Source organism: Kitasatospora sp. NPDC043950 (assembly GCF_056435345.1).
The window spans coordinates 1-24,571 of the sequence record NZ_JBWKER010000022.1; the positions used below are offsets into that span (position 1 = coordinate 1).

The 24,571-nt window shown below is 73.5% G+C and carries 16 protein-coding genes and 1 pseudogene; 10 read left to right on the forward strand and 7 right to left on the reverse strand.

Annotated elements, in window-relative coordinates:
- Nucleotides 1-235: 235 nt before the first annotated feature.
- Nucleotides 236-1,807 carry an APC family permease gene (locus AC07BF_RS16530; protein ID WP_478333551.1) on the reverse strand — a complete coding sequence of 524 codons (1,572 nt, stop codon included), beginning with the start codon at nt 1,805-1,807 and terminating at the stop codon, nt 236-238.
- A gap of 322 nt (nt 1,808-2,129) precedes the next feature.
- On the opposite strand from AC07BF_RS16530, the gene AC07BF_RS16535 reads away from it, so the two are divergent.
- Complete coding sequence (locus tag AC07BF_RS16535; RefSeq protein WP_363583538.1) at nt 2,130-3,245, forward strand: ABC transporter substrate-binding protein; 1,116 nt, start codon at nt 2,130-2,132, stop codon at nt 3,243-3,245.
- Between the two features lie 118 nt (nt 3,246-3,363).
- Nucleotides 3,364-4,566, forward strand: a complete 1,203-nt coding sequence (locus AC07BF_RS16540; RefSeq protein ID WP_478333530.1) for a hypothetical protein — start codon at nt 3,364-3,366, stop codon at nt 4,564-4,566.
- 146 nt (nt 4,567-4,712) lie between these two features.
- Here the strand turns inward: AC07BF_RS16540 and AC07BF_RS16545 are convergent, their stop codons facing one another.
- Nucleotides 4,713-5,246 (reverse strand): NUDIX hydrolase, encoded by a 534-nt coding sequence (locus AC07BF_RS16545; protein WP_363583542.1) that lies wholly within the window; start codon nt 5,244-5,246, stop codon nt 4,713-4,715.
- A gap of 95 nt (nt 5,247-5,341) precedes the next feature.
- Between AC07BF_RS16545 and AC07BF_RS16550 the strand changes: the two genes are divergently transcribed.
- On the forward strand, nt 5,342-6,343 hold the full coding sequence (locus AC07BF_RS16550) for an ATP-grasp domain-containing protein (RefSeq protein WP_478333531.1): 1,002 nt from the start codon (nt 5,342-5,344) through the stop codon (nt 6,341-6,343).
- A gap of 56 nt (nt 6,344-6,399) precedes the next feature.
- On the opposite strand, the gene AC07BF_RS16555 is transcribed toward AC07BF_RS16550, so the two are convergent.
- Together AC07BF_RS16555 and AC07BF_RS16560 are read right to left on the reverse strand one after the other, a co-directional pair.
- Nucleotides 6,400-10,479 carry an ABC transporter ATP-binding protein gene (locus AC07BF_RS16555; protein ID WP_478333532.1) on the reverse strand — a complete coding sequence of 1,360 codons (4,080 nt, stop codon included), beginning with the start codon at nt 10,477-10,479 and terminating at the stop codon, nt 6,400-6,402.
- A gap of 362 nt (nt 10,480-10,841) precedes the next feature.
- Complete coding sequence (locus AC07BF_RS16560; RefSeq protein ID WP_363583548.1) at nt 10,842-11,483, reverse strand: SACE_7040 family transcriptional regulator; 642 nt, start codon at nt 11,481-11,483, stop codon at nt 10,842-10,844.
- Between the two features lie 132 nt (nt 11,484-11,615).
- Here AC07BF_RS16560 and AC07BF_RS16565 point away from each other — a divergent pair, with 132 nt between their 5' ends.
- From AC07BF_RS16565 to AC07BF_RS16580, 4 genes are all read left to right on the forward strand, one after another.
- On the forward strand, nt 11,616-13,328 hold the full coding sequence (locus tag AC07BF_RS16565; RefSeq protein ID WP_478333533.1) for a carboxyl transferase domain-containing protein: 1,713 nt from the start codon (nt 11,616-11,618) through the stop codon (nt 13,326-13,328).
- Nucleotides 13,329-13,516: 188 nt separating this feature from the next.
- A complete protein-coding gene (locus AC07BF_RS16570; protein WP_478333534.1) occupies nt 13,517-15,826 on the forward strand; it encodes an acetyl/propionyl/methylcrotonyl-CoA carboxylase subunit alpha in 2,310 nt (769 codons plus the stop codon).
- Complete coding sequence (locus AC07BF_RS16575) at nt 15,823-16,809, forward strand: hydroxymethylglutaryl-CoA lyase (RefSeq protein WP_363583554.1); 987 nt, start codon at nt 15,823-15,825, stop codon at nt 16,807-16,809. The genes AC07BF_RS16570 and AC07BF_RS16575 overlap by 4 nt, the downstream gene beginning before the upstream one ends.
- A 172-nt stretch (nt 16,810-16,981) precedes the next feature.
- Nucleotides 16,982-18,172 (forward strand): acyl-CoA dehydrogenase family protein, encoded by a 1,191-nt coding sequence (locus tag AC07BF_RS16580; RefSeq protein WP_063349303.1) that lies wholly within the window; start codon nt 16,982-16,984, stop codon nt 18,170-18,172.
- A 170-nt stretch (nt 18,173-18,342) separates the two neighbouring features.
- Here the strand turns inward: AC07BF_RS16580 and AC07BF_RS16585 are convergent, their stop codons facing one another.
- Nucleotides 18,343-18,822: a universal stress protein gene (locus AC07BF_RS16585; RefSeq protein WP_063351389.1), complete on the reverse strand. Its 480-nt coding sequence runs from the start codon at nt 18,820-18,822 to the stop codon at nt 18,343-18,345.
- Nucleotides 18,823-18,894: 72 nt separating this feature from the next.
- Between AC07BF_RS16585 and AC07BF_RS16590 the strand changes: the two genes are divergently transcribed.
- Both AC07BF_RS16590 and AC07BF_RS16595 read left to right on the forward strand, forming a co-directional pair.
- On the forward strand, nt 18,895-19,470 hold the full coding sequence (locus AC07BF_RS16590) for a hypothetical protein (RefSeq protein WP_363583556.1): 576 nt from the start codon (nt 18,895-18,897) through the stop codon (nt 19,468-19,470).
- A gap of 426 nt (nt 19,471-19,896) precedes the next feature.
- The gene (locus AC07BF_RS16595) at nt 19,897-20,964 is read left to right on the forward strand and encodes an HAD family hydrolase (protein WP_363583558.1); all 1,068 of its coding nucleotides are present in this window, start codon (nt 19,897-19,899) and stop codon (nt 20,962-20,964) included.
- Nucleotides 20,965-21,096: 132 nt separating this feature from the next.
- Here the strand turns inward: AC07BF_RS16595 and AC07BF_RS16600 are convergent, their stop codons facing one another.
- On the reverse strand, nt 21,097-21,897 hold the full coding sequence (locus AC07BF_RS16600) for a GNAT family N-acetyltransferase (protein ID WP_363583560.1): 801 nt from the start codon (nt 21,895-21,897) through the stop codon (nt 21,097-21,099).
- Between the two features lie 228 nt (nt 21,898-22,125).
- The gene (locus AC07BF_RS16605; protein WP_363583562.1) at nt 22,126-22,476 is read right to left on the reverse strand and encodes a hypothetical protein; all 351 of its coding nucleotides are present in this window, start codon (nt 22,474-22,476) and stop codon (nt 22,126-22,128) included.
- Nucleotides 22,477-22,888: 412 nt separating this feature from the next.
- Between AC07BF_RS16605 and AC07BF_RS16610 the strand changes: the two are divergent.
- Nucleotides 22,889-23,986 (forward strand): annotated as a pseudogene (locus AC07BF_RS16610) (helix-turn-helix domain-containing protein); the annotation flags it as partial.
- Between the last annotated feature and the right edge of the window lie 585 nt (nt 23,987-24,571).

Here is a 24,571-nt window from a genome sequence, read left to right on the forward strand (position 1 = left end):
GTTTCCCTTGTGGGTGCGGGGGGGGGGCGGTTGGTGGGGGGGTGTGGCTTGTTCGGGGGAAAAAGAAGGGGGCTCTCGGGGGGGGGCGTGGGGGGGGGGGGGGGGGGGTTCCCCCCCCCCCAGCCCCCCCACCAGCACTGGCCCGCGTAGAGCTTCATGCGGTCGAGGATAGCGTCGGTGCCCGGCGGCGTGGTCGGCTTTCGGCGCTCCGGTCCTCCCGGTCCTCCCGGTCCTCTCAGTCCTCGACGACCAGCGCGGGGGTGTCCTTGCGCAGCGTCTCGCCGCGGAAGAACTCCGGCCGGGCCAGCCCGTAGCAGGTCATCAGGACGGCGCCGAGCAGCAGGATGCCGACGCCGATGACGAACACCGAGCCGATGCCGAAAACGGCGCCGCTGCCGTAGTCCGGGTTCCAGGCGTCGGTGAGGGTCTGCAGGAAGACCCCGCTCAGCAGCACGCCGCCGAGCAGCGGGGCGATGCCCTTGAGGAACAGGTCGCGGGGGCCGGTGCGCAGCGAGCGGCGGAAGTACCAAACGCAGGCGAACGCGGTCAGCGCGTAGTAGAAGCAGATCATCAGGCCGAGCGCCAGGATGGTGTCCTGGACGACGTTCTCGCTGATCAGGCTCATGCCGACGTAGAAGACGGCGGTGGCGATGCCGGCCGCGACGGTGGCGTATCCGGGGGTGCGGAAGCGCGGGTGGACGGCGCCGAAGCGCGGCGGCACGGCACGGTAGGCGCTCATCGCGAGCAGGGTGCGGGCCACCGGGATGAAGGTGGTCTGGAGGCTGGCGGCGGCGCTGGCGACGACGGCCAGGAAGAGCAGGACGCTCCACGGCGAGCCGAGGACCGGGCGTGCGAGCGCGGCGAAGACGTTGTCGGAGGTCTCCGGGTTGCTGAGGCCGGAGCCGGTGGAGCCGACGCCCGCGAACATCTGGGCGGAGATCGCGACCAGCAGGTACGAGCCGACCAGGGTGACCATGGAGACCATCGCGGCGCGGCCGGGGGTCTTGGCGCTGCCGAGGGTCTCCTCGTTCATGGTGAGACAGGTGTCCCAGCCCCAGTACATGAAGATCGACAGCGACAGGCCGGCGGTGAAGGCGCTGAAGGAGCTGACCTGGAGCGGGTTGAGCCAGGAGAACGAGAAGCCGATCGAGTCGGGCAGGTCGCCGGCGGCGGCCTTGCCGACGGCGATGGCCGAGAAGAGCACCAGCACGGCGAGTTGGAGGCCGACCAGGCTGTACTGGAACCACTTGGTGGCGGTCATCCCCCGGTAGCTCATCGCGGTGGCGCCGGCGATCAGCAGGACGACGGTGAGCAGGTGGACGGCCTGGTTCTGGTCGAGTTCGGCGACCCAGCTCCTGCCGGTCATCTCGCCGAGCATCAGGTAGAGGAACTCGGTCGCGACCCCGGCCAGGTTGGACAGCACGATGATGGTCGCGACGGTCAGGCCCCAGCCGGCCATCCAGCCGACCCGGGGGCCGAAGGCCTTGACCGTCCAGGTGAAGGACGTGCCGCAGTCCGGGAAGTCCTTGTTCAGCTCCTTGTAGGCGAACGCGACGAGCAGCATCGGCAGGAAGCCGGCCAGGAACACGGCGGGCATCTGGACGCCGACCGCGGTGACGGTCGGCCCGAGTGTCGCGGTCAGGCAGTAGACCGGGGCGACCGTGGAAACGCCCAGGACCACACTGCCCAGCAGGCCCACCGAGTTGCCCCGTAGACCCTTGTCCCCCGCTCCCCCAGCTGTCCCCTGGTCGGGGACTCCACCACTGATGCCACTGACCGGGGCACCCTGCGGAGCGCCGGGCGCCATTGCCCGGCCGCTGCTTCCGTGCTCTGAGAGCTGCTGATCAAACACCAGCGCACCCTAGGCGCGAGCATGGAAGGTTGAGTAGACCAACCCTTGGTGATCTAAACCACTTGCTTCGATTCGTTCTCGGTGAAGGCCGTCAAGGTGCAGCATTAACGGCGCGTTAAGCGGTGTACCTTGGTTTCAAAGGATTAGGGTCAAGAGAATTTCTCCCTTATGTCAAGGTTTGAGATGGTTCACCCCCAGCCCGGACGGGTCGCCACGTCCCCCCTCGGACGCTTCGGATAGGTTTGCCTCACCTAACCTCGATTCGAAGGAGCATCGCGTGGCCCCCCACCCCGACGACCTGGTCCTCGTCCCCCGCACCCCCTCCCGCCGCAGGTTCCTCTCCGCCGGGATCGCCGGCGGGGCGGTCCTCGGCCTCGGCGGACTGCTCACCGCCTGCGGCAGCTCCGGCGGCTCGGGCGGCAACGGCGGCTCCGGCGGCGCGACCCCCGGCACCGGCGGCGCATCGCCCGACCAGAAGTCGGTCAAGCAGGGCGGCGACGACTACGCCACCGTGATCGAGAAGATGAAGGGCTTCGGCACCGACGCCGCCCCCGGCGTCTACCCGCGCACCGTCAAGCACGCCATGGGCGAGACCGTCATCCCCGCCAAGCCCACCCGGGTCGTGGTCCTGGACACCGGCGAACTCGACAACGTCGTCGCACTCGGCATCCAGCCGGTCGGCATCGTCTACACCGACGGCTCCAAGTCCCTGCCGTCCTACCTCAAGGACAAGGCCGGCAACCCGGCCAACGTCGGCACCATCAACAGCCTCAACCTGGAGGCCATCGCCGCGCTCAAGCCCGACCTGATCCTCGGCAGCCAGCTGCGCGCCCAGGACCAGTACGCGCAGCTTTCCAAGATCGCGCCGACCGTCTTCTCGCTGCGCCCCGGCTACCCCTGGAAGCAGAACTTCCAGCTCAACGCCAGCCCGTTCGGCCTGGAGGCCGAGGCCAAGACCCAGCTCGACGCGTACCAGGCAGCCGCCACCGCGATCGGCGCCAAGCTCGGCGACAAGCGGCCCACCATCACGCCGCTGCGCTTCATGCCCGGCCGGACCCGGCTGTACGCCGAGCTGTCCTTCATCGGCACCATCCTCACCGACGTCCCGCTGCCGCAGCCCAAGATCGAACAGGTCAAGGAACTCGCGGTGGAGGTCAGCCCGGAGCAGATCGACAAGGCCGACGCCGACTGGATCTTCTACGGCGTGTACGGCAGCCCCAGCTCCACCAACCAGGACGCGGTGCTCGGCGGCGCGCTCTGGAAGACCCTCGGCGCGGTCAAGTCCGGTCAGGCCCGGCCGGTTTCGGACGAGACCTGGTTCCTCGGGCTCGGTGTCATGGCCGCCAACGCGGTGCTCACCGACCTCAAGGGCTTCGTCGCGCCCGGCACTTGAGTCGACACGGGGCGTAGGGGCGGGCAGTGGTCTCGCGCACACCCCCGGAACTGACTCTTGGAGCTGGTCGCGCGGTGCGGGAGGATCATCCGGACCGTCCGCCGAAGGGCCCGTGCCGATGACCTCGCTCCACCCCGCCGCAACCGACCCGTCCCTGCCCGGCCCGCCCGGGGGCAGCGCCGGATCCGCGCCCCCGCACGCCGCGCGCTGCTCCATCGCGACGGCCGCCGAGACCGGCCCGGCCGGCGCTCCGGGCGCCGCCCCGTCCGGCACGGCCGGTGGGCCGCGCCAGGCGGGCGGCTCACGCCACGACTCGGTTCCGCAGCCGCGCGGACGGGAGGACGGCGCGGGGAACGGCGGACCCGCAGCGGGGGGCGAGGCGGCTGCGGACGATCCGACCACCTCACGGCTGCGGGCGGCGCTCGCCGACCGGCTGCGGGCCGCCCGCGCCCAAGGCCGCTCGGTCGCCGACCTGGCGGCCGCGTGCCGGCGACCGGCCAAGGAGGTCCGGGCGCTGCTCGGCGAGAGCGCCGAGGACGGCGACGACGAGGACGGAGACGGGGACGGCGGGGTCCGTGAGGGCGGGGTCCGTGAGAGCGGCGCGGGCGGCGCGGGCGTTCAGCACCGTGAAGACGTTCCGGGTGGCGAGGCCGAGGCCGTGGGCGGGCGGGCCGGGACCGGGGCAGGCCGGTTCGGTCGACCGGCCGTCGCGCCCGAGGGCGACCGGGCCGTGCCCGTGCTGCGCGCGGCGCGCGAGGAACTCCGGGCCACCGGATCCCGGCGCCCCGCGCCCTCGCGCCGACTGCGCCGGATGCACCCGCAGGCCGACGCGACCGGGCAGGGGGCGGCCGCACGGGAGACGGCCGCGACCTCCGCCGCTCTCCCGGCCGAGGTCCGGGCGGCAGCCGCACCCGGTTCGGGTGAACCCATCGGAGGCACCGGGGCTGTGACAGCGCCATCGGCCGCCGGCCCCGAGGCGGCGCGGGCCGAGACACCGCTCGGCATCCTGATCGGCGGCAGCCCGAACCAGCCCGAGGCCGTCGGCCGCCCGGAGGAGCGGGCGCCGATCCGGGTGACGGCGGAACCGGTCCGGATCGGCCGCGGCACCAGCCTGATCGTGCTGCCCTCCTGGCGCCCCGCCATCGCCGTCTCGGTGCCGACCGAGCAACTGCTGTCCGCCACCGGGCTCGCCTTCGAGCAGCTGACCGACGCGCAGCTGACCGTGCTGATGAACCCCTGCGCGCTGCACGACCGGGAGCTGGACCTGCACGGCTGGGAATCCGGCCCGGGCGGGCGGGCACGACGCGGCGGGCGCCCGTAGGGGCGTGTGGTCGTAGCAGCGCGCGGGCAGGGCCCGTCGGCAACGGTCGCAGCAGCGCGCGTTCAGGGGCCGCCGGCAACGACCAGGGGACGGCAGCCGGGAGATCGCGGTCGGCCGCGCGTCGGGGAGCGGTCAGCGGGCGGCCGTCAGCGGCTGGCCGGGGCGTTCGGGATGAAGCCGAGGTCGACGGGTACCGGGGGGCGCCCGTCGACGGCCCAGCCCTCGCGGACGGCGGTCAGCAACTCCGGCAGCCGGGGCGGCCAGAGCGCGTCGGCGTTCTCGTCCGCCAGGTCGGCCGGGGTCCACCAGCGCCAGTCGAGGATCCGGTCCTCGGCATGCACCGCGCTGACATCACCGACCGGACCGCGGTGCGGTCCGCCCGTGAGGTAGATGTGCTCGTGCTGACGGACCGGGGTGCCGTGCCAGGTGAAGTCGTGTTCCCAGGTGCAGAGCAGCGGGCCCGGTTCGAGGTCGCTCCAGCCCGTCTCCTCCCAGAGTTCGCGCCGGGCTCCGGTCCACGGGGTCTCGCCGGGCTCCAGCCCGCCGCCCGGCATGGTCCAGTGGACGCCGACCTCGTCGTTGTCCGAACGGAGCAGGAAGACCGAGCCGTCCTCGTCCAGGACCACCGTGCGAGCCGCCTGCCGGGGGACACGCCTACGGAGTCTCAGCAGATTTCGCATCGGATCACTCTCCCAGCACCCGGCCGGGCCGTCGAGCGGGTTTGACGCGCCGAAAGCCGCCGACGCCGCCCCGCCCGGGCCTTACCCTGACGGCCATGCCCGTACCCGCGATCCTCTTCCCCGCCGACCCGCTCAACCCGCGCCGGCCCGACCCGCACTTCGCCTGGGAGGCCAGGCTGCTGCGGGAGTTGGGCGGCGAGCACCACCTGGTCGACCACGACGCGCTGCTCACCGGGCACGCCGAGCAGGCGGTCCGACGGGTGCCGCAGGACCGGGGTCCGCTCTGGTACCGGGGCTGGATGCTTCCGTCCGCCCGCTACGCCGGCTTCGCCGCCGCGCTCGCCGCGCGCGGCTGCGCCCTGCTGACCAGCCCGGCCGGCTACGCGACGGCACACGAACTGCCGGGCTGGTACGGCGTGTTCGAGGGGGCGACCCCGCCCAGCACGTGGATCCCCGCCGCCGCTGCCGCGGTGCCCGGGCCGGAAGAGCTGGCGGCCGCCGCGGCCCGGCTCGGCGGGAGCGGGCCGGCGATCGTCAAGGACTACGTGAAGTCGCGCAAGCACGAGTGGCACGAGGCCTGCTACGTCCCCGAGTTGGCCGATCTGGCGAGCGTCGGACGCGTGGTGGCGCGGTTCGTCGAGCTCCAGGGCGAGTTCCTGACCGGCGGGGTGGTGCTGCGGCGGTACGAGGAGTTCGAGCCGCTGGCCGACGGGCCGGGCGGCAGCTCGGGTGACGACTCGGGCGAAGGATCGGGCGAAGGATCGGGCGAAGGGCCGGATGGAGGGTCGGATGGAGGGTCGGATGGAGGGTCGGGCCGTGGGAGCGGGCGGGCCGTGGAGGCGCGGGTGTGGTGGCTGGACGGCGAACCCGTCCTGGTAGGACCGCACCCCGACGCGCCTCACCACGATGTCGAACCCGACCTCGCCGGCGTCCGCCCCCTGGTCCGGATGCTCGGCTGCCGCTTCGTCACCACCGACCTCGCCAGCCGGGCCGACGGCTCCGGCTGGCGCGTGGTCGAGGTCGGCGACGGACAGGTCAGCGACCTGCCGCGCGGGATCGACGCCACCGGCCTGCTGGCCTCGCTGATCGCCGCCTGACGATCAGCCTGACGGGCCGCCGGCGACGGTCCGCCAGACTGATCGCGGGCAGTCGGCTACCCGGCGGCGACGGCCTCGACCGCCGGGTGGCCGTCCGCGATGAACGCCTGCCAGAGCCGGGCGTACGTGCCGCCCCGGGCGAGCAGCTCGGTGTGCGTGCCGTCCTCGACCACCCGGCCGTGGTCCAGCACGACGACCCGGTCTGCGCGCTCGGCGGTGGTCAGCCGGTGGGCGATGACCAGCGTGGTGCGGCCGCCGCTGAGGCGGTCCGCGGCCTGGTTGACCGCCGCCTCGGTGGCCAGGTCGAGCGCCGCGGTCGCCTCGTCGAGCAGCAGGACGTCCGGATCGACCAGCTCGGCCCGGGCCAGCGCGATCAACTGCCGCTGGCCGGCCGAGAGGTTGCGGCCGCGACCCGCGACCTCGTGGTCGTAGCCGCCGGACAGCCGGACGATCATGTCGTGCGCGCCGACCGCCCGGGCCGCCGCCTCCACCTCGGCCGGCGAGGCGTCGGGCCGGCCGTACGCGATCGCCTCGCGCACCGTGCCCGCGAACAGGTACGCCTCCTGCGGCACCACGCCCAGCCGGTGGCGGTACTGCGCCAGGTCGAAGCGGGTGAGGTCGACCCCGTCCACCCGCACGGTGCCCTCCGTCGCGTCGTAGAACCGGGCGACCAGCTTCACCAGCGTCGACTTGCCGGCGCCGGTCTCGCCCACCAGCGCCACCGTCTGCCCGGCCGGGATGTGCAGGTCCACACCGGTCAGCACGTTCGGGGCGCCGTCCGCACCGCCGTTGTAGGCGAAGCCGACGCCCTCGAAGGAGATCTCGCCGCGCAGCCCCTCGGGCACCGGCACGGGGTCGGCCGCCTCGGCCGTGGCGGTCGGGGTGCGCAGCAGCTCCCGGATCCGGCCGAGACCCACCGAAGCCTGCTGGTAGCCGTCGAACACCTGGGACAGCTGATTGACCGGTGCGAAGAACAGATCGATGTACAGCAGGTACGCGACCAGCGCGCCGACCGTCAGCGTCCCGGCGTCGACCCGGGCCGCGCCCACGATCAGCACCAGCGCGGCGGCCACGCTGGAGAGGAACTGGACGAACGGGAAGTACAGCGAGATGTACAGCTGCGCGCGCACCCGGGCCTCGCGATAGGCGACGCCCCGGGCGACGAAGCGGTCCGTGTTGGTGTCCAAGCGGCGGAAGGCCTGGACGATCCGCATGCCCGCCACGTTCTCCTGGAGGTCGGCGTTGACGGTGCTGATGAGGTCCCGGGACAACTCGTACTGATCCCTGGACTTCCGACGGAACACCAGCGTCGCGATCACCAGCAGCGGCAGCACCGCGAAGACCACCAGGGCCAGGCCGGCGTCGATGATCAGCAGCGCGGCGAAGATCCCGCCGAAGGTCAGCAGGCTGACCACGGCGGTGACCACGCCGGTCTGCAGGAAGGACGTCAGCGAGTCCAGGTCGGTGGTCATCCGGGTCATGATCCGACCGGACAGCTCGCGCTCGTAGTAGTCCAGGCCGAGCCGGTTGAGGTGGGCGAAGATCTTGAGGCGGAGCAGGTAGAGCACCCGCTCACCGGTCCGGCCGCTGACCCGGTTCTCGGCGCTCTGCACCAACCAGTCCAGCAGCACCACCACCAGCGCGGCGAGCGCGGCCACGGCGACCCCGGACATCAGGGCCTTGCTGACTCCCTGGTCGATGCCGTGCCGGATCAGCACCGGCAGCACCAGGCCGGAGGCCGCGTCGAGCGCGACGAGCAGCAGGGCCAAGGCGAGCGGGACGCGGAAGGGGCGCAGCAGGCGGCGGAGGGTGAAGTCCGGGTCACCGGCCTCGGCCTCGGCGCGCGGGACCGCCGGGGAGTCGGCGGCCGGCGGGAGGGCCGCGACCTTGGCCAGCAGGTCAGGGTCGGCGGTGCGGGCCGCCTTGACCAGGGCGGGGGTGGGGAGGTCGGGGGTGGGGAGGTCGGGGGTGGCCGGGGCGGGGGTCTGCGTGGCGACGGGTTCCGGGGTGGGGGGCGAGGCTGGCGTGGGGGTCGGTTCGTGGACAGGCTCGGGGGTGGACCACGCCTCGGTCTGCTCAGCGGCCGGCTGCTCAGGGGTCTGCTGCTCGGGGGCCTGCTGCCCAGCAGGCTGCTCGGGGGTCTGCGGAGAGGCCTGCTCGACGGTCTGCGGGGCCTCGGACGACCGGGGTGTGCGGCCGGCCTCGGGGTCGGTGATCAGAGCCCGGTACTGGGGACATCGGGCGTCGAGTTCCTCGTGCGTGCCGATGTCCAGCAGCCGGCCGTGATCCAGGACGGCTATCCGGTCGGCGAGCTGCAGGGTCGAACGGCGGTGGGCGATCAGCAGCGTGGTGCGGCCGGTCATCACCGAGCGCAGCGCGTCGTGGATCTCCGCCTCGACCTGCGGGTCCACTGCCGAGGTGGCATCGTCCAGCAGCAGGATCCGGGGGTCGGTGAGGATCGCCCGGGCCAGCGCGATCCGCTGGCGCTGGCCTCCGGAGAGGGTCAGGCCCTGCTCGCCGACCTTGGTCTCGTAGCCGTCGGGCAGCGCGCGGACGAACTCGTCGGCCTGGGCGGCCCGCGCGGCCGCCACCACCTGCTCGTCCGTGGCGTCCGGACGGCCGTAGGCGATGTTGGTGCGGACCGACTCGGAGAACAGGAAGCTCTCCTCGGGGACGATGCCGACCGCCGACCGGACCGAGTCGAGGGTGAGGTCGCGCAGGTCGTGGCCGTAGAGGCGGACGGCGCCGGCCGCCGGGTCGTAGAAGCGCGGCACCAGCTGCGCCACCGTCGACTTGCCGGAGCCGGAAGCCCCGACCAGGGCGAGGGTCTCGCCGGGGGCCAGCTTCAGGCTGAGGCCGTGCAGGACGGGGGCGGGGTGCTCGGGGTCGTAGCGGAACTCGACCTGGTCGAACTCCAGGGCGACATCAGAGGTTCGGGTGTCTGCGGTGGCGCGGGGGCCTGCGGTGGCGCGAGGGCCTGCGGCGCTGCCTTCGCGGACGCCGGTGGCGGCGCCTTCACGGGTGCCGTCCCCGGTGAGGTCCAGGGTGAGCGCGTCCGGGCGCTCCTGGACCAGCGGGCGCTCGTCGATCAGCTGGAGGACGCGCTCCACACCGGCCCGGGCCTGCTGGCCGACCGTGATGACCATGGTGAGCATCCGCACCGGCCCGGTCATCTGCGCGACGTAGGTGGAGAAGGCGACGAAGGTCCCGAGCGACACCTGGCCGTCGACGGCCAGCCAGCCGCCGAAGGCCAGCACCGCGACCTGCGCGAGCGCCGGGATGGCCTGCATCGCCGGGTTGTAGCGGGCGTTGAGCCGGATCGACCGGAGCCGGGCGGCGAACAGGTGACGGGAGGCCCGCTCCAGCTTGTCCAGCTCCTGCGCCTCCTGACCGAAGCCCTTGACCACCCGGACGCCGCCGATCGCGCCGTCCACCACGCCCGCGACGGCGGCCGCCTCCTGCTGGGCGGCCCAGGTGGCGGGGAAGAGGCGCTTGCGGCTGAGGACGGTGATCCACCACAGCGCGGGGGCCATCACCAGGGCTATCAAGGTGAGCGGCGGGGAGAGCCAGACCATCACGGCCAGCGACATGACGAACATCACCAGGTAGCCGGTCATCATCGGCAGCATCGAGAGCAGGCCGTTGATCAGCTGGAGGTCGGAGGTCGCGCGCCCGACCACCTGGCCGGTGTCCAGCCGGTCCTGGCGGTGGCCGTCGAGCCGGCCGAGCGAGCGGAACAGGTCGCTGCGCATGTCGTGCTGGACGTCCAGGGCGAGCTGACCGCCGTAGTAGCGGCGGACCTGGGTGCAACCGAAGACGACGACGGCGGCGAGCAGCAGCACCACCGCCCAGGGGACCAGCGAGCGGGTGTGCGCGGTGATGACGTCGTCGATGATCACCTTGGTGACCAGCGGCACCAGCGAGGTGACGGCCATGCCGACGAGCGAGGCGCCGAAGGCGAGCAGCACGCTGCGGCGGGACCGCCAGCAGTAGCCGACCAGGCGGCGCAGCCAGCCGACGGCCTGCGGGTGGTCGCCGTCCGGCTGCGGGTGGTCGCCGTCCAGCTGCGGGCTCGCGCCGGGGTCCGGTGAGCCGCTCGGGGATTGCTCCACCGTGGATCCGTGAGTCTCAGGCATATTTAGGGATGCTAACCATTTCGTCGGGTGGCCGCCATGGCGTTTCCGGCCCGGATGGGGCCGGAGCGGACCGGGCGGCCCAGATCGTCCGGTCCGGCGGACTGGCCAACAGCCTGAGGCCTGCGGTGATTCCCGGCCGAACGCGTCCCGGCCGAACGCACACACGGCCCGCCGACCCCGCCCGCCTCCAGGGTCGCCTGACTCCAGGGTCGCGGACGACCCGCCGAAGGCCCAGCGGCCAGGGGCGGGCGGGCGCCATCCTTTGGTCCTAGACCTCCGGTGGCCGTAGGCCTCCGGCCTCGGAGCCGGACCGCCGACGCTTGGGCCCGGACCGCCGGGCAGGCCCTCCGGGGGCGCAGGGATCAGGCCTGCGCGGACACCGACTCCGCCGCCGCCGCGAAGGCGCCGTGGGCGAGGGCGTGCAGCAGGACGGCCATGCCGTCGCGCTGGAGGCCGGAGCGCTCGTCCTGGGCGGGGCCCGGGCCGAGGCTGTGCGGGGTCGAGTTGATCAGGCCGAAGACGGCGTGGACGGCGGCCCTGGCCACCGGTTCGGCGGCGGGGCCCGTCAGCTGCGGATAGGCCTGCCGGACCACGTCCACCCACAGCTCGACGTAGCCGCGCTGGAGCCGGCGGACGGTGCGGCGGTCCTCCTCCTTGAGGTTCAGCAGCTCGCGGTCGTGGAGGGTGATCAGGTCGCGGTCGTCGAGGGCGAAGTCGACGTGGCCGCCGATCAGCGCGTCCAGCGCGGCGGCCGGACCGTCACCGCCGCCCGCCCGGCGCCGCCCCTCCTCCAGCAGGCGCTCGCTGATGCCGATCAGCAGATCGGCGAGCATCGCGTCCTTTCCGGCGAAGTGGCGGTAGAGCCCGGGGCCGCTGATGCCGACGGCCTTGCCGATCTCGTCCACACCCACCCCGAGGAAACCCCGGGCCGCGAAGAGTCGCGCGGCCTCCCGACGGATCTGGTCGCGGCGTGGGAGCGCGGAGGCTGCGGGGACGTTCGGCATGCTGCCCATCGTAGACAGTGGGGTTATCGGCCGTTAACCTGGGCGCGTAAGTTAACGTTAATTAACGTGGGGTCCACGGGCGCACCGCATTCGGCCGCCCACCTGGTGCCGAGGGCAAGGGAGCTCTTGGGAATGGTCATCTCAACCGCCGGTGTACCCACCGGCGTCCATGGCAGCGCAGCGGCCGGCACCACGGCGGCGCCGGGTGCCGTACCGCCGGGAGCCGCTGCTCCCGCGCCCCGGCTCGGCACCGCGGTCGACCCGGGCTCCACCGCCTACCGGGCCAACACCGAGGCACACCGGGCCCTCGTCGCCGAGCTGCGCGAGAAGCTCGACGCGGCGGCCCTCGGCGGCGGCGCCAGGGCCCGCGCCCGGCACACGGCGCGCGGCAAGCTGCTCCCCCGCGACCGGGTGGACACCCTGCTCGACCCGGCCTCGCCCTTCCTGGAACTGGCCCCGCTGGCCGCCGACGGGATGTACGACGGGGCGGCGCCCGCGGCCGGGGTGATCGCGGGCATCGGCCGGGTCGCCGGACGCGAGGTGGTGGTGGTCGCCAACGACGCCACCGTCAAGGGCGGCACCTACTACCCGATGACCGTGAAGAAGCACCTGCGCGCCCAGGAGGTCGCGCTGGAGAACCGGCTGCCCTGTGTCTACCTGGTGGACTCCGGCGGCGCCTTCCTCCCCATGCAGGACGAGGTCTTCCCGGACCGCGACCACTTCGGCCGGATCTTCTACAACCAGGCCAGGCTCTCCGCCGCGGGCATCCCGCAGATCGCCGCCGTGCTCGGCTCCTGCACCGCCGGCGGGGCGTACGTCCCGGCGATGAGCGACCAGGCCGTGATCGTCCGCAACCAGGGCACGATCTTCCTGGGCGGGCCGCCGCTGGTGAAGGCCGCCACCGGAGAGGTGGTCACCGCCGAGGAACTGGGCGGTGGTGACCTGCACTCCCGCACCTCGGGGGTGACGGACCACCTGGCCGAGGACGACGCCCACGCCCTCTCCATCGTCCGCACGATCGTGGCCGGGCTCGGCCCGCGCTCGGCCAGGCCGTGGCCGCTCACCCCGGTCGAGCCGCCGGCCGTGGACCCGGTCGGCCTGTACGGGGCCGTCCCGGTCGACCCGCGCACGCCCTACGACGTGCGCGAGGTGATCGCCCGGCTGGTCGACGGCAGCCGGTTCGCCGAGTTCAAGGCCGAGTACGGCGCGACCCTGGTCACCGGATTCGCCCGGATCCACGGCCACCCCGTCGGCATCGTCGCCAACAACGGCGTGCTGTTCTCCGAGTCGGCCCTCAAGGGCGCCCACTTCATCGAGTTGTGCGACCAGCGCGGCATCCCCCTCCTCTTCCTACAGAACATCACCGGGTTCATGGTCGGCCGGCAGTACGAGGCGGGCGGCATCGCCAAGCACGGCGCCAAGATGGTCAACGCCGTCGCCAGCACCCGCGTCCCGAAGCTGACCGTGGTGATCGGCGGCTCGTACGGAGCCGGCAACTACTCGATGTGCGGCCGGGCCTATTCACCTCGCTTCCTGTGGATGTGGCCGGGCTCGAAGATCTCCGTGATGGGCGGCGAGCAGGCGGCGTCCGTCCTCGCCACCGTCCGCCGCGACCAACTGGAGGCCCACGGCGAGCAGTGGCCGGCCGAGGCGGAGGAGGAGTTCAAGCGCCCCGTCCGCGAGCAGTACGAGCGCCAGGGCAACGCCTACTACGCCACCGCCCGCCTCTGGGATGACGGCGTGATCGACCCGATGGACACCCGCACCGTCGTCGGCCTCGCCCTCACCGCCTGCGCCAACGCCCCGCTTCCGCCGCCCGGCCCGTACGGGGTCTTCCGGATGTGACCCCGCCCCGGCGGGTGTGACCCGCCCCTCCCACGCGACCTCTCCTCTCCTGTCGGTGTGACCCCGCTCCTGCGGGCGTGACTCCCGCGGCGCCGGCGCACCGCCCGGGCCGGCGCCTTCCCCTCCCCGCCGCCACTCCGCCGCCACCTCCTTCGTACGGCTCCCCTCGACCCGGAGGAACGCCTCCCATGTTCGACACAGTTCTGGTCGCCAACCGCGGCGAGATCGCCCTCCGGGTGATCCGCACCCTGCGGCGGCTCGGCGTGCGCTCGGTCGCCGTGTTCAGCGACGCCGACACCGACGCGCCGCACGTCCGCGAGGCCGACATCGCCGTCCGGCTCGGCCCCGCCGACCGCAGCGACAGCTCGGCGGCCGAGACCTACCTGCGCACCGACCAGATCCTCGCCGCCGCCCGCCGCACCGGGGCCCAGGCCGTACACCCCGGTTACGGCTTCCTCGCCGAGAACGCCGGCTTCGCCCGCGCCTGCGCCGACGCCGGCCTCGTCTTCATCGGACCTCCTCCCGGTGCGGTCGAGCTGATGGGTGACAAGATCAACGCCAAGGAAGCCGTCCGAACCGCCGGCGTTCCGGTGGTCCCCGGCAGCCAGGCCACCGCGCCCACCGACGGGGAACTCCTCGCCGCCGCCGAGGAAATCGGCTACCCCGTCCTGCTCAAGCCGTCCGCCGGAGGCGGCGGCAAGGGTATGCGCCTCGTGCGGGACCGCGCCGACCTGCCCACCGAGATCGCCGCCGCCCGCCGCGTCGCCCGGACCGCCTTCGGCGACGACACCCTGCTGCTGGAACGCTGGGTCGACCGGCCGCGCCACATCGAGGTGCAGGTGCTCGCCGACGCCCACGGCACCACCGTCCACCTCGGCGAGCGCGAATGCAGCCTCCAGCGCCGCCATCAGAAACTGATCGAAGAAGCCCCCTCCGTTCTGCTCAATGCCGAGACCCGCGCCGCGATGGGCGCCGCGGCCGTCCGCGCCGCGGAGTCCTGCGGCTACACCGGGGCCGGCACCGTGGAATTCATCGTTCCCGGCATCGACCCGGACTCCTCCGCCACCGCCTCCACCGAGGGGGTACGGGACTTCTTCTTCATGGAGATGAACACCCGCCTCCAGGTCGAACACCCCGTCACCGAACTCGCCGTCGCCGTCGGCGACGATTCAGCCCGACTCGACCTGGTCGAGTGGCAGCTGCGGATCGCCTCGGGCGAACGGCTCTCCTTCGATCAGTCCGACATCTCCTTCCTGGGCCACGCCATCGAGGCCCGGATCTGCGCCGAGGACCCGGAACGGGACTTCCTGCCCACCGGCGGCCGCATCCTCGTCCTGGACGAGCCCCAGGGCGAGGGCGTGCGCGTCGACTCCGGAGTCGCCCCCGGATCCGTCGTCACCAGCGCCTACGACCCGATGCTCGCCAAGGTCATCGCGTACGGGCCCGACCGCCCGACCGCGCTGCGCCGGCTCCGCGCCGCGCTGGCCGATACCCGCATCCTCGGCGTCACCACCAACACCGGCTTCCTGCGACGGCTGCTCGCACACCCCGAGGTCGTCGCCGGCCGACTGGACACCGGCCTGGTGGAACAGACGGCCCAACAGCAGCCCGCCCTGCTCGCCTCGCCGTACTCCCCGGCGAACGCGCCGAGCGACGCGAACGAGACCGGCGAGGCCGACAAGGCCAACGAGGCCGATGGCACGCACGAGGCCGATGCCACAACTGCCGACCCGCTGACGGCCGAGACGCCACCACCTGCCCACCTCCTCTACTACGCGGCCGCGCTGGCGCGGCACCTGGACCTCACCCCGGCCGCCGACCCCGGCGGCTGGACCGACCCCTTCTCCCTTCCCTCCGGCTGGCGCCTGAGCGGCACCCCCGCCTGGACCACCCACCGACTCCGTACCCCCGGCCAGGATCCGGTTTCGGTGCGCATCCGTTCGATCACTGCGGGCAACGTAGCCGATGCCACTGACAATCCCGCCGAGCTCACCCGCGAGGTCGAGCTCCGGCTCGGCGCCGGGCCCGTCCACCATGCCCGCGCGACCCGGACCGCCGACCGGCTGCACCTGACCGTCGACGGTCTGCAGACCACGTTCGCGCTGGCCACCGACGCCGCTCCCGGCCTCGCCGCCGGCCCGGTGACCTGGCTCGGCGTCGAGGGCGACGCCTGGTCGCTGCACGCCCACGACCCGGTGGGCGAGCGCGCCGCCGGAACCGCCGCCCACCACGGCGCCCTGACCGCCCCGATGCCCGGGACCGTCACCGTCGTCAAGACCACGACGGGCGAGACGGTCCGCAAGGGCCAGCCCCTGCTCGTGCTGGAGGCCATGAAGATGGAACACGTGATCGCCGCCCCGCACGACGGTGTCGTGGCCGAGCTGCGGGCCACCGCCGGCGCCACCGTCGCGATGGAGGAACTGCTGGTCGTGGTCGCCCCGGCCGGGGACGGCGCCGACGAGCAGGGCGCCCCCGCGACCGCCGGGGTGCGGTCATGACCGCACCCGCCCGCGAGCCCGACGCGCTGGACCTGGGCCTGCCCGACCCCGTCCGCGCCCCCGGCCTGCCCGAGGAGGTCCGGATCCACGAGGTCGGACCGCGCGACGGGCTGCAGAACGAGGGCTCCCTGGTGCCCGTGGAGGTCAAGGCGGAGTTCATCGCCCGGCTCGCGGCCGCCGGGCTGCGCACCGTCGAGGCCACCAGCTTCGTCCACCCGAAATGGGTCCCTCAGCTGGCCGACGCCGAGGAGCTGATGCCCCGGCTCACCGACCTGCCGGAGCGCCACCCCGGCCTTCGGCTGCCGGTACTGGTGCCCAACGAACGCGGCCTCGACCGGGCGCTCGCCCACCACGCCACCGACGTCGCGGTGTTCGCCAGCGCCACCGAGACCTTCGCCCGCCGCAACCTCAACCGCTCGGCGGACGAGGCGATGGCCATGTTCCGCCCGGTCGTGGCGCGGGCGACCGAGGCCGGGCTGGCGGTCCGCGGCTACCTCTCGATGTGCTTCGGAGACCCCTGGGAGGGTTCGGTCCCGGTCTCCCAGGTGGTCGCGTACGGCGTGCGGCTGCTGGAGATGGGCTGCTCGGAGCTGAGCCTCGGCGACACCATCGGCGTGGCCACCCCCGGGCAGGTCGGCGCCCTGCTGGCCGGCTTCGCGCGGGCCGGGGTGCCGGCCGACCGGCTCGCCGTGCACTTCCACGACACCTACGGCCAGGCACTCAGCAACACCCTGGCGGCCCTGCGCGAGGGGGTCACCACGGTGGACGCGTCGGCGGGCGGCCTCGGCGGCTGCCCGTACGCGAAGAGCGCCACCGGCAACCTGGCCACCGAGGACCTGGTGTGGATGCTGCACGGGCTCGGCATCCGGACCGGGGTCGACCTGCGCGCGCTGGTCGCCACCAGCGGGTGGATGGCCGAGCGGCTCGGCCGTCCGAGCCCGTCCCGCACCGTCCAGGCGCTGCTCGGCGCCGCCCGGGGCTGACCCCGCCCCACCACCGCTCCCCGGTGCCGGCCGCGCGGAATCCCGGCCGCGGCCGGCACCGGGCACCACGTTCATCGCCCAACCACACCGTGCGACCGTCACACCGTCAGACGGGCGCCGGTCGTCCCGCTCACGCCCGCGGCCACCCCGGCCGGGCTCCAGGAGGATCACCGTGTTCGACCACCGGCTCAGCAGCGAGTACGAGGAACTGCGACGCACCGTCGCCGAGTTCGCCCAGGACGTGGTGGCGCCGAAGATCGGCGGGTTCTACGAGCGGGAGGAGTTCCCCTACGAGATCGTCCGCGAGATGGGGCGCATGGGCCTGTTCGGCCTGCCCTTCCCGGAGGAGTACGGCGGCATGGGCGGCGACTACTTCGCGCTGGGCATCGCCCTGGAGGAACTCGCCCGGGTCGACTCCTCGGTGGCGATCACCCTGGAGGCGGCCGTCTCGCTCGGCGCGATGCCGATCCACCGGTTCGGGACGGAGGAGCAGAAGCGCGAGTGGCTGCCCCGGCTGACCTCCGGCGAACTCCTCGGCGCCTTCGGTCTGACCGAGCCCGAGGGCGGCTCGGACGCCGGCGCGACCCGCACGACCGCGCGGTACGACGAGACCACCGACGAGTGGGTCATCAACGGCACCAAGTGCTTCATCACCAACTCCGGCACGGACATCACCGGTCTGGTCACCGTCACCGCACTCACGGAACCGATCGCTCGTTCGAGTGAAGAAGGCGAATTCCGCTCGCCAACGCGCGAAATCTCTTCCATTATCGTGCCCACCGGGACCCCGGGGTTCCAGGTATCGAAGAAGTACTCGAAGGTCGGGTGGAACGCATCCGACACCCGCGAACTGTCCTTTACCGACTGCCGCGTTCCCGCGGCCAACCTGCTGGGCGAGCGTGGCCGAGGCTACGCCCAGTTCCTGCGGATCCTCGACGAGGGCCGCATCGCGATCGCGGCCCTGGCCACCGGCCTGGCCCAGGGATGCGTCGACGAGTCCGTCAAGTACGCCGGCACACGCCGGGCCTTCGGTCGGCCGATCGGCGCCAACCAGGCCATCCAGTTCAAGCTCGCCGACATGGAGCTGCGCGCCCACACCTCTCGCCTGGCCTGGCGGGACGCCGCCTCCCGGCTGCTGCACGGCGAACCGTTCAAGAAGGAGGCCGCGATCGCGAAGCTGTACTCGTCCGAGGCCGCCGTCGACAACGCCCGCGAGGCGACCCAGATCCACGGCGGGTACGGCTTCATGAACGAGTTCCCGGTCGCCCGCTTCTGGCGCGACTGCAAGATCCTGGAAATCGGGGAGGGCACATCGGAGGTTCAGCGCATGCTCATCGCCCGGGAGATCGGCGCCGGGTTCTGATCCGGCCCCACCGGAGCAACTACCCGCTCCTCAGGCGACATTGAGGAGCCCCCGACGCAGAGGAGCGGGCCTACGTCGGCGGGGCGGTCGACGCCAGTAGCGGCCGACACCATCGGCCGACAACGGAGAGACGCCTCCGGGGGCGCGGACACGCCACGCCCGACGGAGCGTCAGGGGATCACGATCACGGGGCGGTTGGCCCGCCGCGCCAGCCGCCCGGAGACCGAGCCGAAGATCTTGCCGAGCAGGCCGTGCGTCGTGCCGACGACGATCGCGTCGGCGGCGTACTCGCGGCCGACCTCCTCGATCTCGTGGCAGATGTCGCCGCCCCGCTCGATCAGGATCCACGGCACCCCGGTGAGGAAGTCCGCGCAGGCGAGCTCCAAGCCCAGGACCTCGGTCCGGTGGTCGGGGAGGTCGACGAAGACGGGAGGTTCACAGCCTGCCCAGACAGTGGCGGGCAGGCGGTTGGCGACGTGCACGATCACCAGGCCGCACTGCGAACGGCGCGCCATGCCCACCGCGTACGCGAGGGCGCGCTCGCTCGACAGGGAGCCGTCGAAGCCGACGACCACGCCGTGCTGGAAGACCGGGTCGAGGGAGCGTGCGGACGCGTCCCGGGCCGTCGACTCGGTGTGCGCGCCGGGCAGGCCGGACGCCTCCGGGCGCTCGGCGCCCGGGCCCAGGCGGCCCGTCACCGGAGAACCTGCGGGGTCGGCCGGGTGCCCGCCACGCCGCTGGCGAGGCCCTGGACGGTCGTGCCGGGCGAGGCCGCCCCGTCGGACCAGGCCGCACAGAGCGCGCACGAGGCCCCGGGGAGCGCCCGGCTCCAGGCCTGCTTCCTCGGCGCCCGGGATGAGATCGGCGGTACCAGCGACGCCCGAGGTGCCAGCCGGTTCGTCGGCTTCGTCGGCTCGCTGGGCGGCGGCGTCGCCAACCCGCTCACCGACAACCCGCTCGCCGACGTGCTCGTCGACACGATCATCAGCCCGCCCGCCCCCACGCTCACCCCCGTGCTCGTCGGCCGGTACGCAGCACGGCTCGTCGGCCTGGGCGTCGACCTGGCCATCGGCCTGCCTGCTGGCGGGCAGACGACCCGATGCATCGGCGTGGCCGTCGGCTGGAGCGAGGTCCGCGCGGCCGCCGTCGTCCCCGGTGTCCGCGCCCGCGTTGCGGGGCGCGTCCGGCTCCACCGGTCGGAAGGACTCAAAACCAGCCATGGCTCACGGCTCTTCATGGGAGAGGGGCCGACAGGAGAGGACAACGCCGCCCGGGCAGCAGGCCCGCCCACGGGATGACGTCGGTCTGCGCCGCGCAGCACCGTATGTGACCTGTTCCTTTCAGAGTACGACGGGTGTGAGGCCCAGCCCAGCGGTGAGGCCTCGGAGCGGCATTGTTCCCGCGAAAGGAGGATGCGCCCGCCGTCGGCAGTGCGCCCTGCCCGCAGGCCACGCGCCCCCTCCAGAAAGGAGGTTCCCTGGAGCTTGACTGAGCGGACCGGGCGACGCAACAGGCCTGCCGGACACCGTGACCGGACTGTCATGGATCGGCGACGATCCGTTGCGACACGTCGCGAACCGTCACGTCCCGCCAGCCTCAGCCGGCCCGCCCGGACCCACCCGTACGCCAGGTTCTGGAACCCGTTTCAGCCACTACGTACGGCTTCGCGACGCGGTCTGGCATTTGCCAGGTGCATAGGCGCGGCCGCTGGCACCATGCTCGGCATGCCCCTGCTCCTGTTCGACCTCGACAACACGCTGCTCCCCAGGGACGCCGCTTTCCGGGCCTGGGCTCAGGATTTCCTGTCCGAGCGCGACCTGCCGCCCGGAGACCTCGACTGGTTCGTCACCCTCGACGGCGGCGGCTACGTGCCGCGCAGCACCGTACTGTCCGCCGTCCGGCGCCGCTACGGGTTGGACGTCTCCGTCGAGTTCCTGCTCGCCCACTACCGACGCGGCATCAACTCCCATATCCACTGCCCGCCCGGACACGTCGACGCGCTGCGGGCGGCACGGGCGGCCGGGTGGACGCTCGGCATCGTCAGCAACGGCGGCACCCGGCCGCAGTTGGAGAAGATCCGGCTGACCGGGCTGGGGCCGTTGGTCGACGGCTGGGTCATCTCCGAGGAGGCCGACTGCGTCAAACCGGATCCGCTGATCTTCGAGATAGCCGCCCAGCGGTGCGGCGTCGCACCCACCGGGACGTGGGCCGCGCACACCTGGATGGTCGGGGACCACGCGCCCGCGGACATCGCCGGCGCCGAACTGGCCGGCCTGCGCAGCGTCTGGCTGCACCACGGCCGGCCCTGGGCCGAGAGCGGCTACCGGCCGACGCTGAAGGCGGCCGGCCTGCCGGAGGCCGTCGGCCAGGTGCTCGCCGCACGCGGCGCGCCGTCGGCCAGGCCGGGCCTGCGCGCGGGTGGGCCGGTCCAGCGGCGGTCCGCCGGGGTGCCGGTGCGCGCGGGGGCGCTCACCGGCGCGCAGACCAGCGCACAGCTGACGGAATCCGCCCCTGACGGCCCGTTCACGCCTGCCGCCGTGAACGCCGGAGCGGCGAGTGCCCCCGATGGTTCGACGGCGGGGTCGGATGTCCGAAACCGCACCGGCGAGTTTGCCGTGGTCGCCAACAGCCGTCCTGGCCTGATCCCCGGCGCGGGCCCGGCGACGGACCGCGGGTCGAGCGTGCTGCGCCCCGTCGCGGTGGCGCACCCAACGGCCGTCCGCACGACGGCGGATGGGGTCGGGCCCGCGCGGACCACGTTCGCCGTGGCACCGGCGGCGGCCGCCCCGTAGCGCCCTGCTTGAAGGCGCCACCTCGCACACCCCGCCCCACACGCCCTTCACGCACCCCACCGCACCGCACCGCACCGCAACCAGCGACCCGCTCCGCACCTGGCGACGACCCGCCGCGGGGCGGCCCGGCCATCAGCCGTGCGCGGAGGTCCGGGTCCACCAGCAGGTGCGGGCCTGCTCGGTGAACCCGAGCTTGCGGTAGAGCGGTTCGCCGAGCGAGGTGGCGACCAGGGTGGCCGGGCGATCGGGGTGCGCATGGGCCAGGGCGGTCTGGAGCACGACGCGGGCCACGCCCTGGCCGCGCCGGCTGGGCAGGGTGGCGACCCAGTACACCCCGGTGGCCCGGCCGTCGTCGTAGGTGAGGCAGGTGCCGGCGGTGGCGCCGTCGACGCGGCCCAGCCAGGCCCGGAGCCCGGATTCGCGCAGGAGCTGTTCCGGCAGCGCGTCGCCACGGGTCCAGGGCTGCCGGGCGGGCAGCGGGAAGCCGTCCACGATCGCACGCTCGACCTGCGCGAACGCATCGCCGTCCAGCGCCTCATCGACCGTCAGGGATCCTCCGCGGTAAGCCTCCGAGCGGAAGGGGAGGACGGCCGGTACGCCGTCGACCGGGCCGGGTTCACGGGTCATCACCGGCATGACCGGCATCCGGGTGGCGCCGAACCGGGTCAGGTCGAGTGCGCCGTACGGGTCCTCCAGGGTGAAGCAGATGGTTTCCCACTCCTTCAGGAGGTCCGCCAATTCACCTTCCACCAGAGCTGGTTCGATATACGGACCGGTGACCACGAAGCGGTGCGAGTCCTCCGGGGTGCGGGCGCAGCGGACCGCCGTCAAGCCCGGGCGGGTGCGGAACCGCCAGCCGTGCACGCGGGCTTGGGCGAGCCAGAAGGCGGCGGCGTTGTCGTTGGCCTGTTCGAGCCGGCTGTTGGTGTTCACGGCAGGACGGTAACCCGGACGTCACGCCCAGGTTTCGCCGCCCCGGCCCTGGCCGGATGAAGCCTGGGAGGCGCACGAGCTCATTTCGTGCGCCCTCTCGTGCACCGCCGATTTTCGGTCAATTTCGCGCCAATCCCTCCCGCTTGGGCAAATCCGCAGCCCAGACCCGCCGACCGGGCGCGCGCGGGCCGGACGCCCCAGGAGCGGCCCCGCGACAACCAGCCACCGTTACACCGGCCCTCTTCCCAGAAGGGTCGACGGGTGCCACGCTTCGTGATCGAATGCATCACGCCAAATTGCCATGTCGACATAGCGTCGGATGGTGAACTTGTCACAACGGCAATGGTCAACCCGATAGATTTCGATCTTGGCGAGCAGTGCCGCACCACCCACACCACACCACCGAGGGGGCTTGAGCGCCTTGAGCAGGGTGAGCAGGAGCGACGCGGGTCCTGACAGCGGCCAGGCGGCGGCCGGTATCGCGGCTCGGTCCGCGAGAAGCACCGGCACCTCCGCGACCGCCGCCACCACCCGCAACTCCGGCACCCCGGGCGCCGCCTCGCACTCCTCGTACCCCACAGTGCCCTCCACCGGCACCGCCGCCACCGGCACCCCGGCCGCGGCCGCAGAGCACGGCGGAGCGGCACACGGCGGGCAGGCGTACGGCGGTCCCGCGTACGGCGGGCAGGCATACGGCGGAGCGGCACACGGCGGAGCAGTGCACGGCGGCCAGCAGTCGCACTCCGGACAGTCCGTCAGCCGAGGCGCCGTCAGCCCGGCGCAGGCCTACGGCGCCGACTTCCCGGCCTACCCCGGCTACCCGGGGACGGGCGCGACGAACGGCGCGATCGGGGCGAACGGCACTCCTGGCCTGAACGGCGCCCCCACCGGCTCCCTGGGCGGCCCGCTCGCCGGCCTCCCCCTGGGCTCCCCCGGCCACGGCCCGCTGGGCCACGGCGGTGGCCCGGGCGCGAACGGCTCGTCGACCCCGATGACGGTCTCCGCCCCGCGCAAGCTCTCCGGCCGCCGCCGCCGGGAGACCGTCGCGGTGCTGATCTTCGGCGGCGCCCCGATCTTCGAGAGCTCGATCCCGCTGTCCGTCTTCGGCGTCGACCGCCAGGACGCCGGGGTGCCGCGCTACCGGCTGCTGGTCTGCGCCGGCGAGGACGGCCCGCTCGCCACCACCGGCGGCCTCACCCTCTCCGCTCCGTACGGTCTGGAGGCCCTCGCCCGGGCCGGCACGATCGTCGTACCGGCCTGGCGCTCGATCTCGCAGCCCCCGCCGGTCGAGGCGATCACCGCCCTGCGCAAGGCCCACCACGAGGGCGCGCGGATCATCGGGCTCTGCACCGGCGCCTTCGTCCTGGCCGCCGCCGGCCTGCTCGACGGCCGTCCGGCGACCACCCACTGGATGTACGCACCGACGCTGGCCAAGCGCTACCCCCGGGTGCACGTGGACCCGCGCGAGCTCTTCGTCGACGACGGCGACGTGCTCACCTCCGCCGGCACCGCCGCCGGCATCGACCTGTGCCTGCACGTGGTGCGCAGCGACCACGGCGCCGAGGCGGCCAACGCGCTGGCCCGCCGCCTGGTGGTCCCGAGCCGTCGCAGCGGCGGCGGACAGGCCCAGTACATCGATCAGTCTTTACCGGAGGAGATCGGCAACGACCCGCTGGCCGAGGTGGTCACCTGGGCGTTGGAGAACCTCAACCAGCAGTTCGACGTCGAGGTGCTGGCGGCCCGCGCGTACATGAGCCGACGCACCTTCGACCGGCGGTTCCGCACGCTCACCGGCAGCGCGCCGCTGCAGTGGCTGATCACCCAGCGGGTGCTCCAGGCGCAGCGGCTGCTGGAGACCTCGGAGCTGTCGGTGGACGACGTCGCCCGCCGGTGCGGGTTCCGTTCGCCGGTGGCGCTGCGCGGGCACTTCCGCCGCCAGCTCGGGGTCTCGCCGGCCGCGTACCGGACCAGCTACCGGGCGCGCCGGCCCGGGCCGCAGTCGGCGGTGCCGACCGGTCCGCACGGCGGCGACCTGCGGCTGCCCGGCGCGCTGCCGCACGCGGCGGCCGCGGCCGGGTCGGCGGCGGGCGCGGCGCTGTTCGGCGGGGCACACGGCACGCAGCACGGCACGCAGCACGGCACGCAGCACGGCGCGCAGCCCGCGTACCCGTTCCCGGCCGGGAACGGCGCACCGGCGCAGGCCGGACCGCACGGCCAGCCGCTGCCGCACGGCGCGTCACCGGCCTCGGCGGGGCAGCCGGGCCCGCACGGCCAGCCCGGCCCGTTCGCCCCGGGGCAGGCCGGGACGCCGGCCGACCGGGCCTTCCACGCCCGTGCCGGGCAGCCGTACCCGCACCAGCAGGCCGCGCAGCAGCCGCACCCCGGGCAGCAGGGTGCGGGGCGCGGTCCGGTGCGGTCGCCGCTGGTGCCGCCGCAGGCCGGGTCGGGGGCGGGGCGTCCGCCGCGCACCGCGGAGCACGCGGCGGCGGAGGACGGCCACCCCCAGCCGGGGGCGCGCGGCCAGGGGCAGGGACACCGCAGTGCGGTCGAACGGCCCGCGGACGAACCGGGTGCCGCGGCGGGCTCCGCCCGCGGTCACGGCTCGGCGAGCGGCCGGGTGCCGGCCCCCGCCCCCACCGGGCAGCCGACGACCGGGGCGGGCGAGCTCCGGGGC

Coding starts and splice junctions, on each gene's coding strand:
- AC07BF_RS16545 (WP_363583542.1), bottom strand. CDS start 5,246: ATGCGAAATCTGCTGAGACTCCGTAGGCGTGTCCCCCGGCAGGCGGCT.
- AC07BF_RS16570 (WP_478333534.1), top strand. CDS start 13,517: ATGTTCGACACAGTTCTGGTCGCCAACCGCGGCGAGATCGCCCTCCGG.
- AC07BF_RS16540 (WP_478333530.1), top strand. CDS start 3,364: ATGACCTCGCTCCACCCCGCCGCAACCGACCCGTCCCTGCCCGGCCCG.
- AC07BF_RS16595 (WP_363583558.1), top strand. CDS start 19,897: ATGCCCCTGCTCCTGTTCGACCTCGACAACACGCTGCTCCCCAGGGAC.
- AC07BF_RS16530 (WP_478333551.1), bottom strand. CDS start 1,807: ATGGCGCCCGGCGCTCCGCAGGGTGCCCCGGTCAGTGGCATCAGTGGT.
- AC07BF_RS16560 (WP_363583548.1), bottom strand. CDS start 11,483: ATGCCGAACGTCCCCGCAGCCTCCGCGCTCCCACGCCGCGACCAGATC.
- AC07BF_RS16575 (WP_363583554.1), top strand. CDS start 15,823: ATGACCGCACCCGCCCGCGAGCCCGACGCGCTGGACCTGGGCCTGCCC.
- AC07BF_RS16555 (WP_478333532.1), bottom strand. CDS start 10,479: ATGCCTGAGACTCACGGATCCACGGTGGAGCAATCCCCGAGCGGCTCA.
- AC07BF_RS16550 (WP_478333531.1), top strand. CDS start 5,342: ATGCCCGTACCCGCGATCCTCTTCCCCGCCGACCCGCTCAACCCGCGC.
- AC07BF_RS16565 (WP_478333533.1), top strand. CDS start 11,616: ATGGTCATCTCAACCGCCGGTGTACCCACCGGCGTCCATGGCAGCGCA.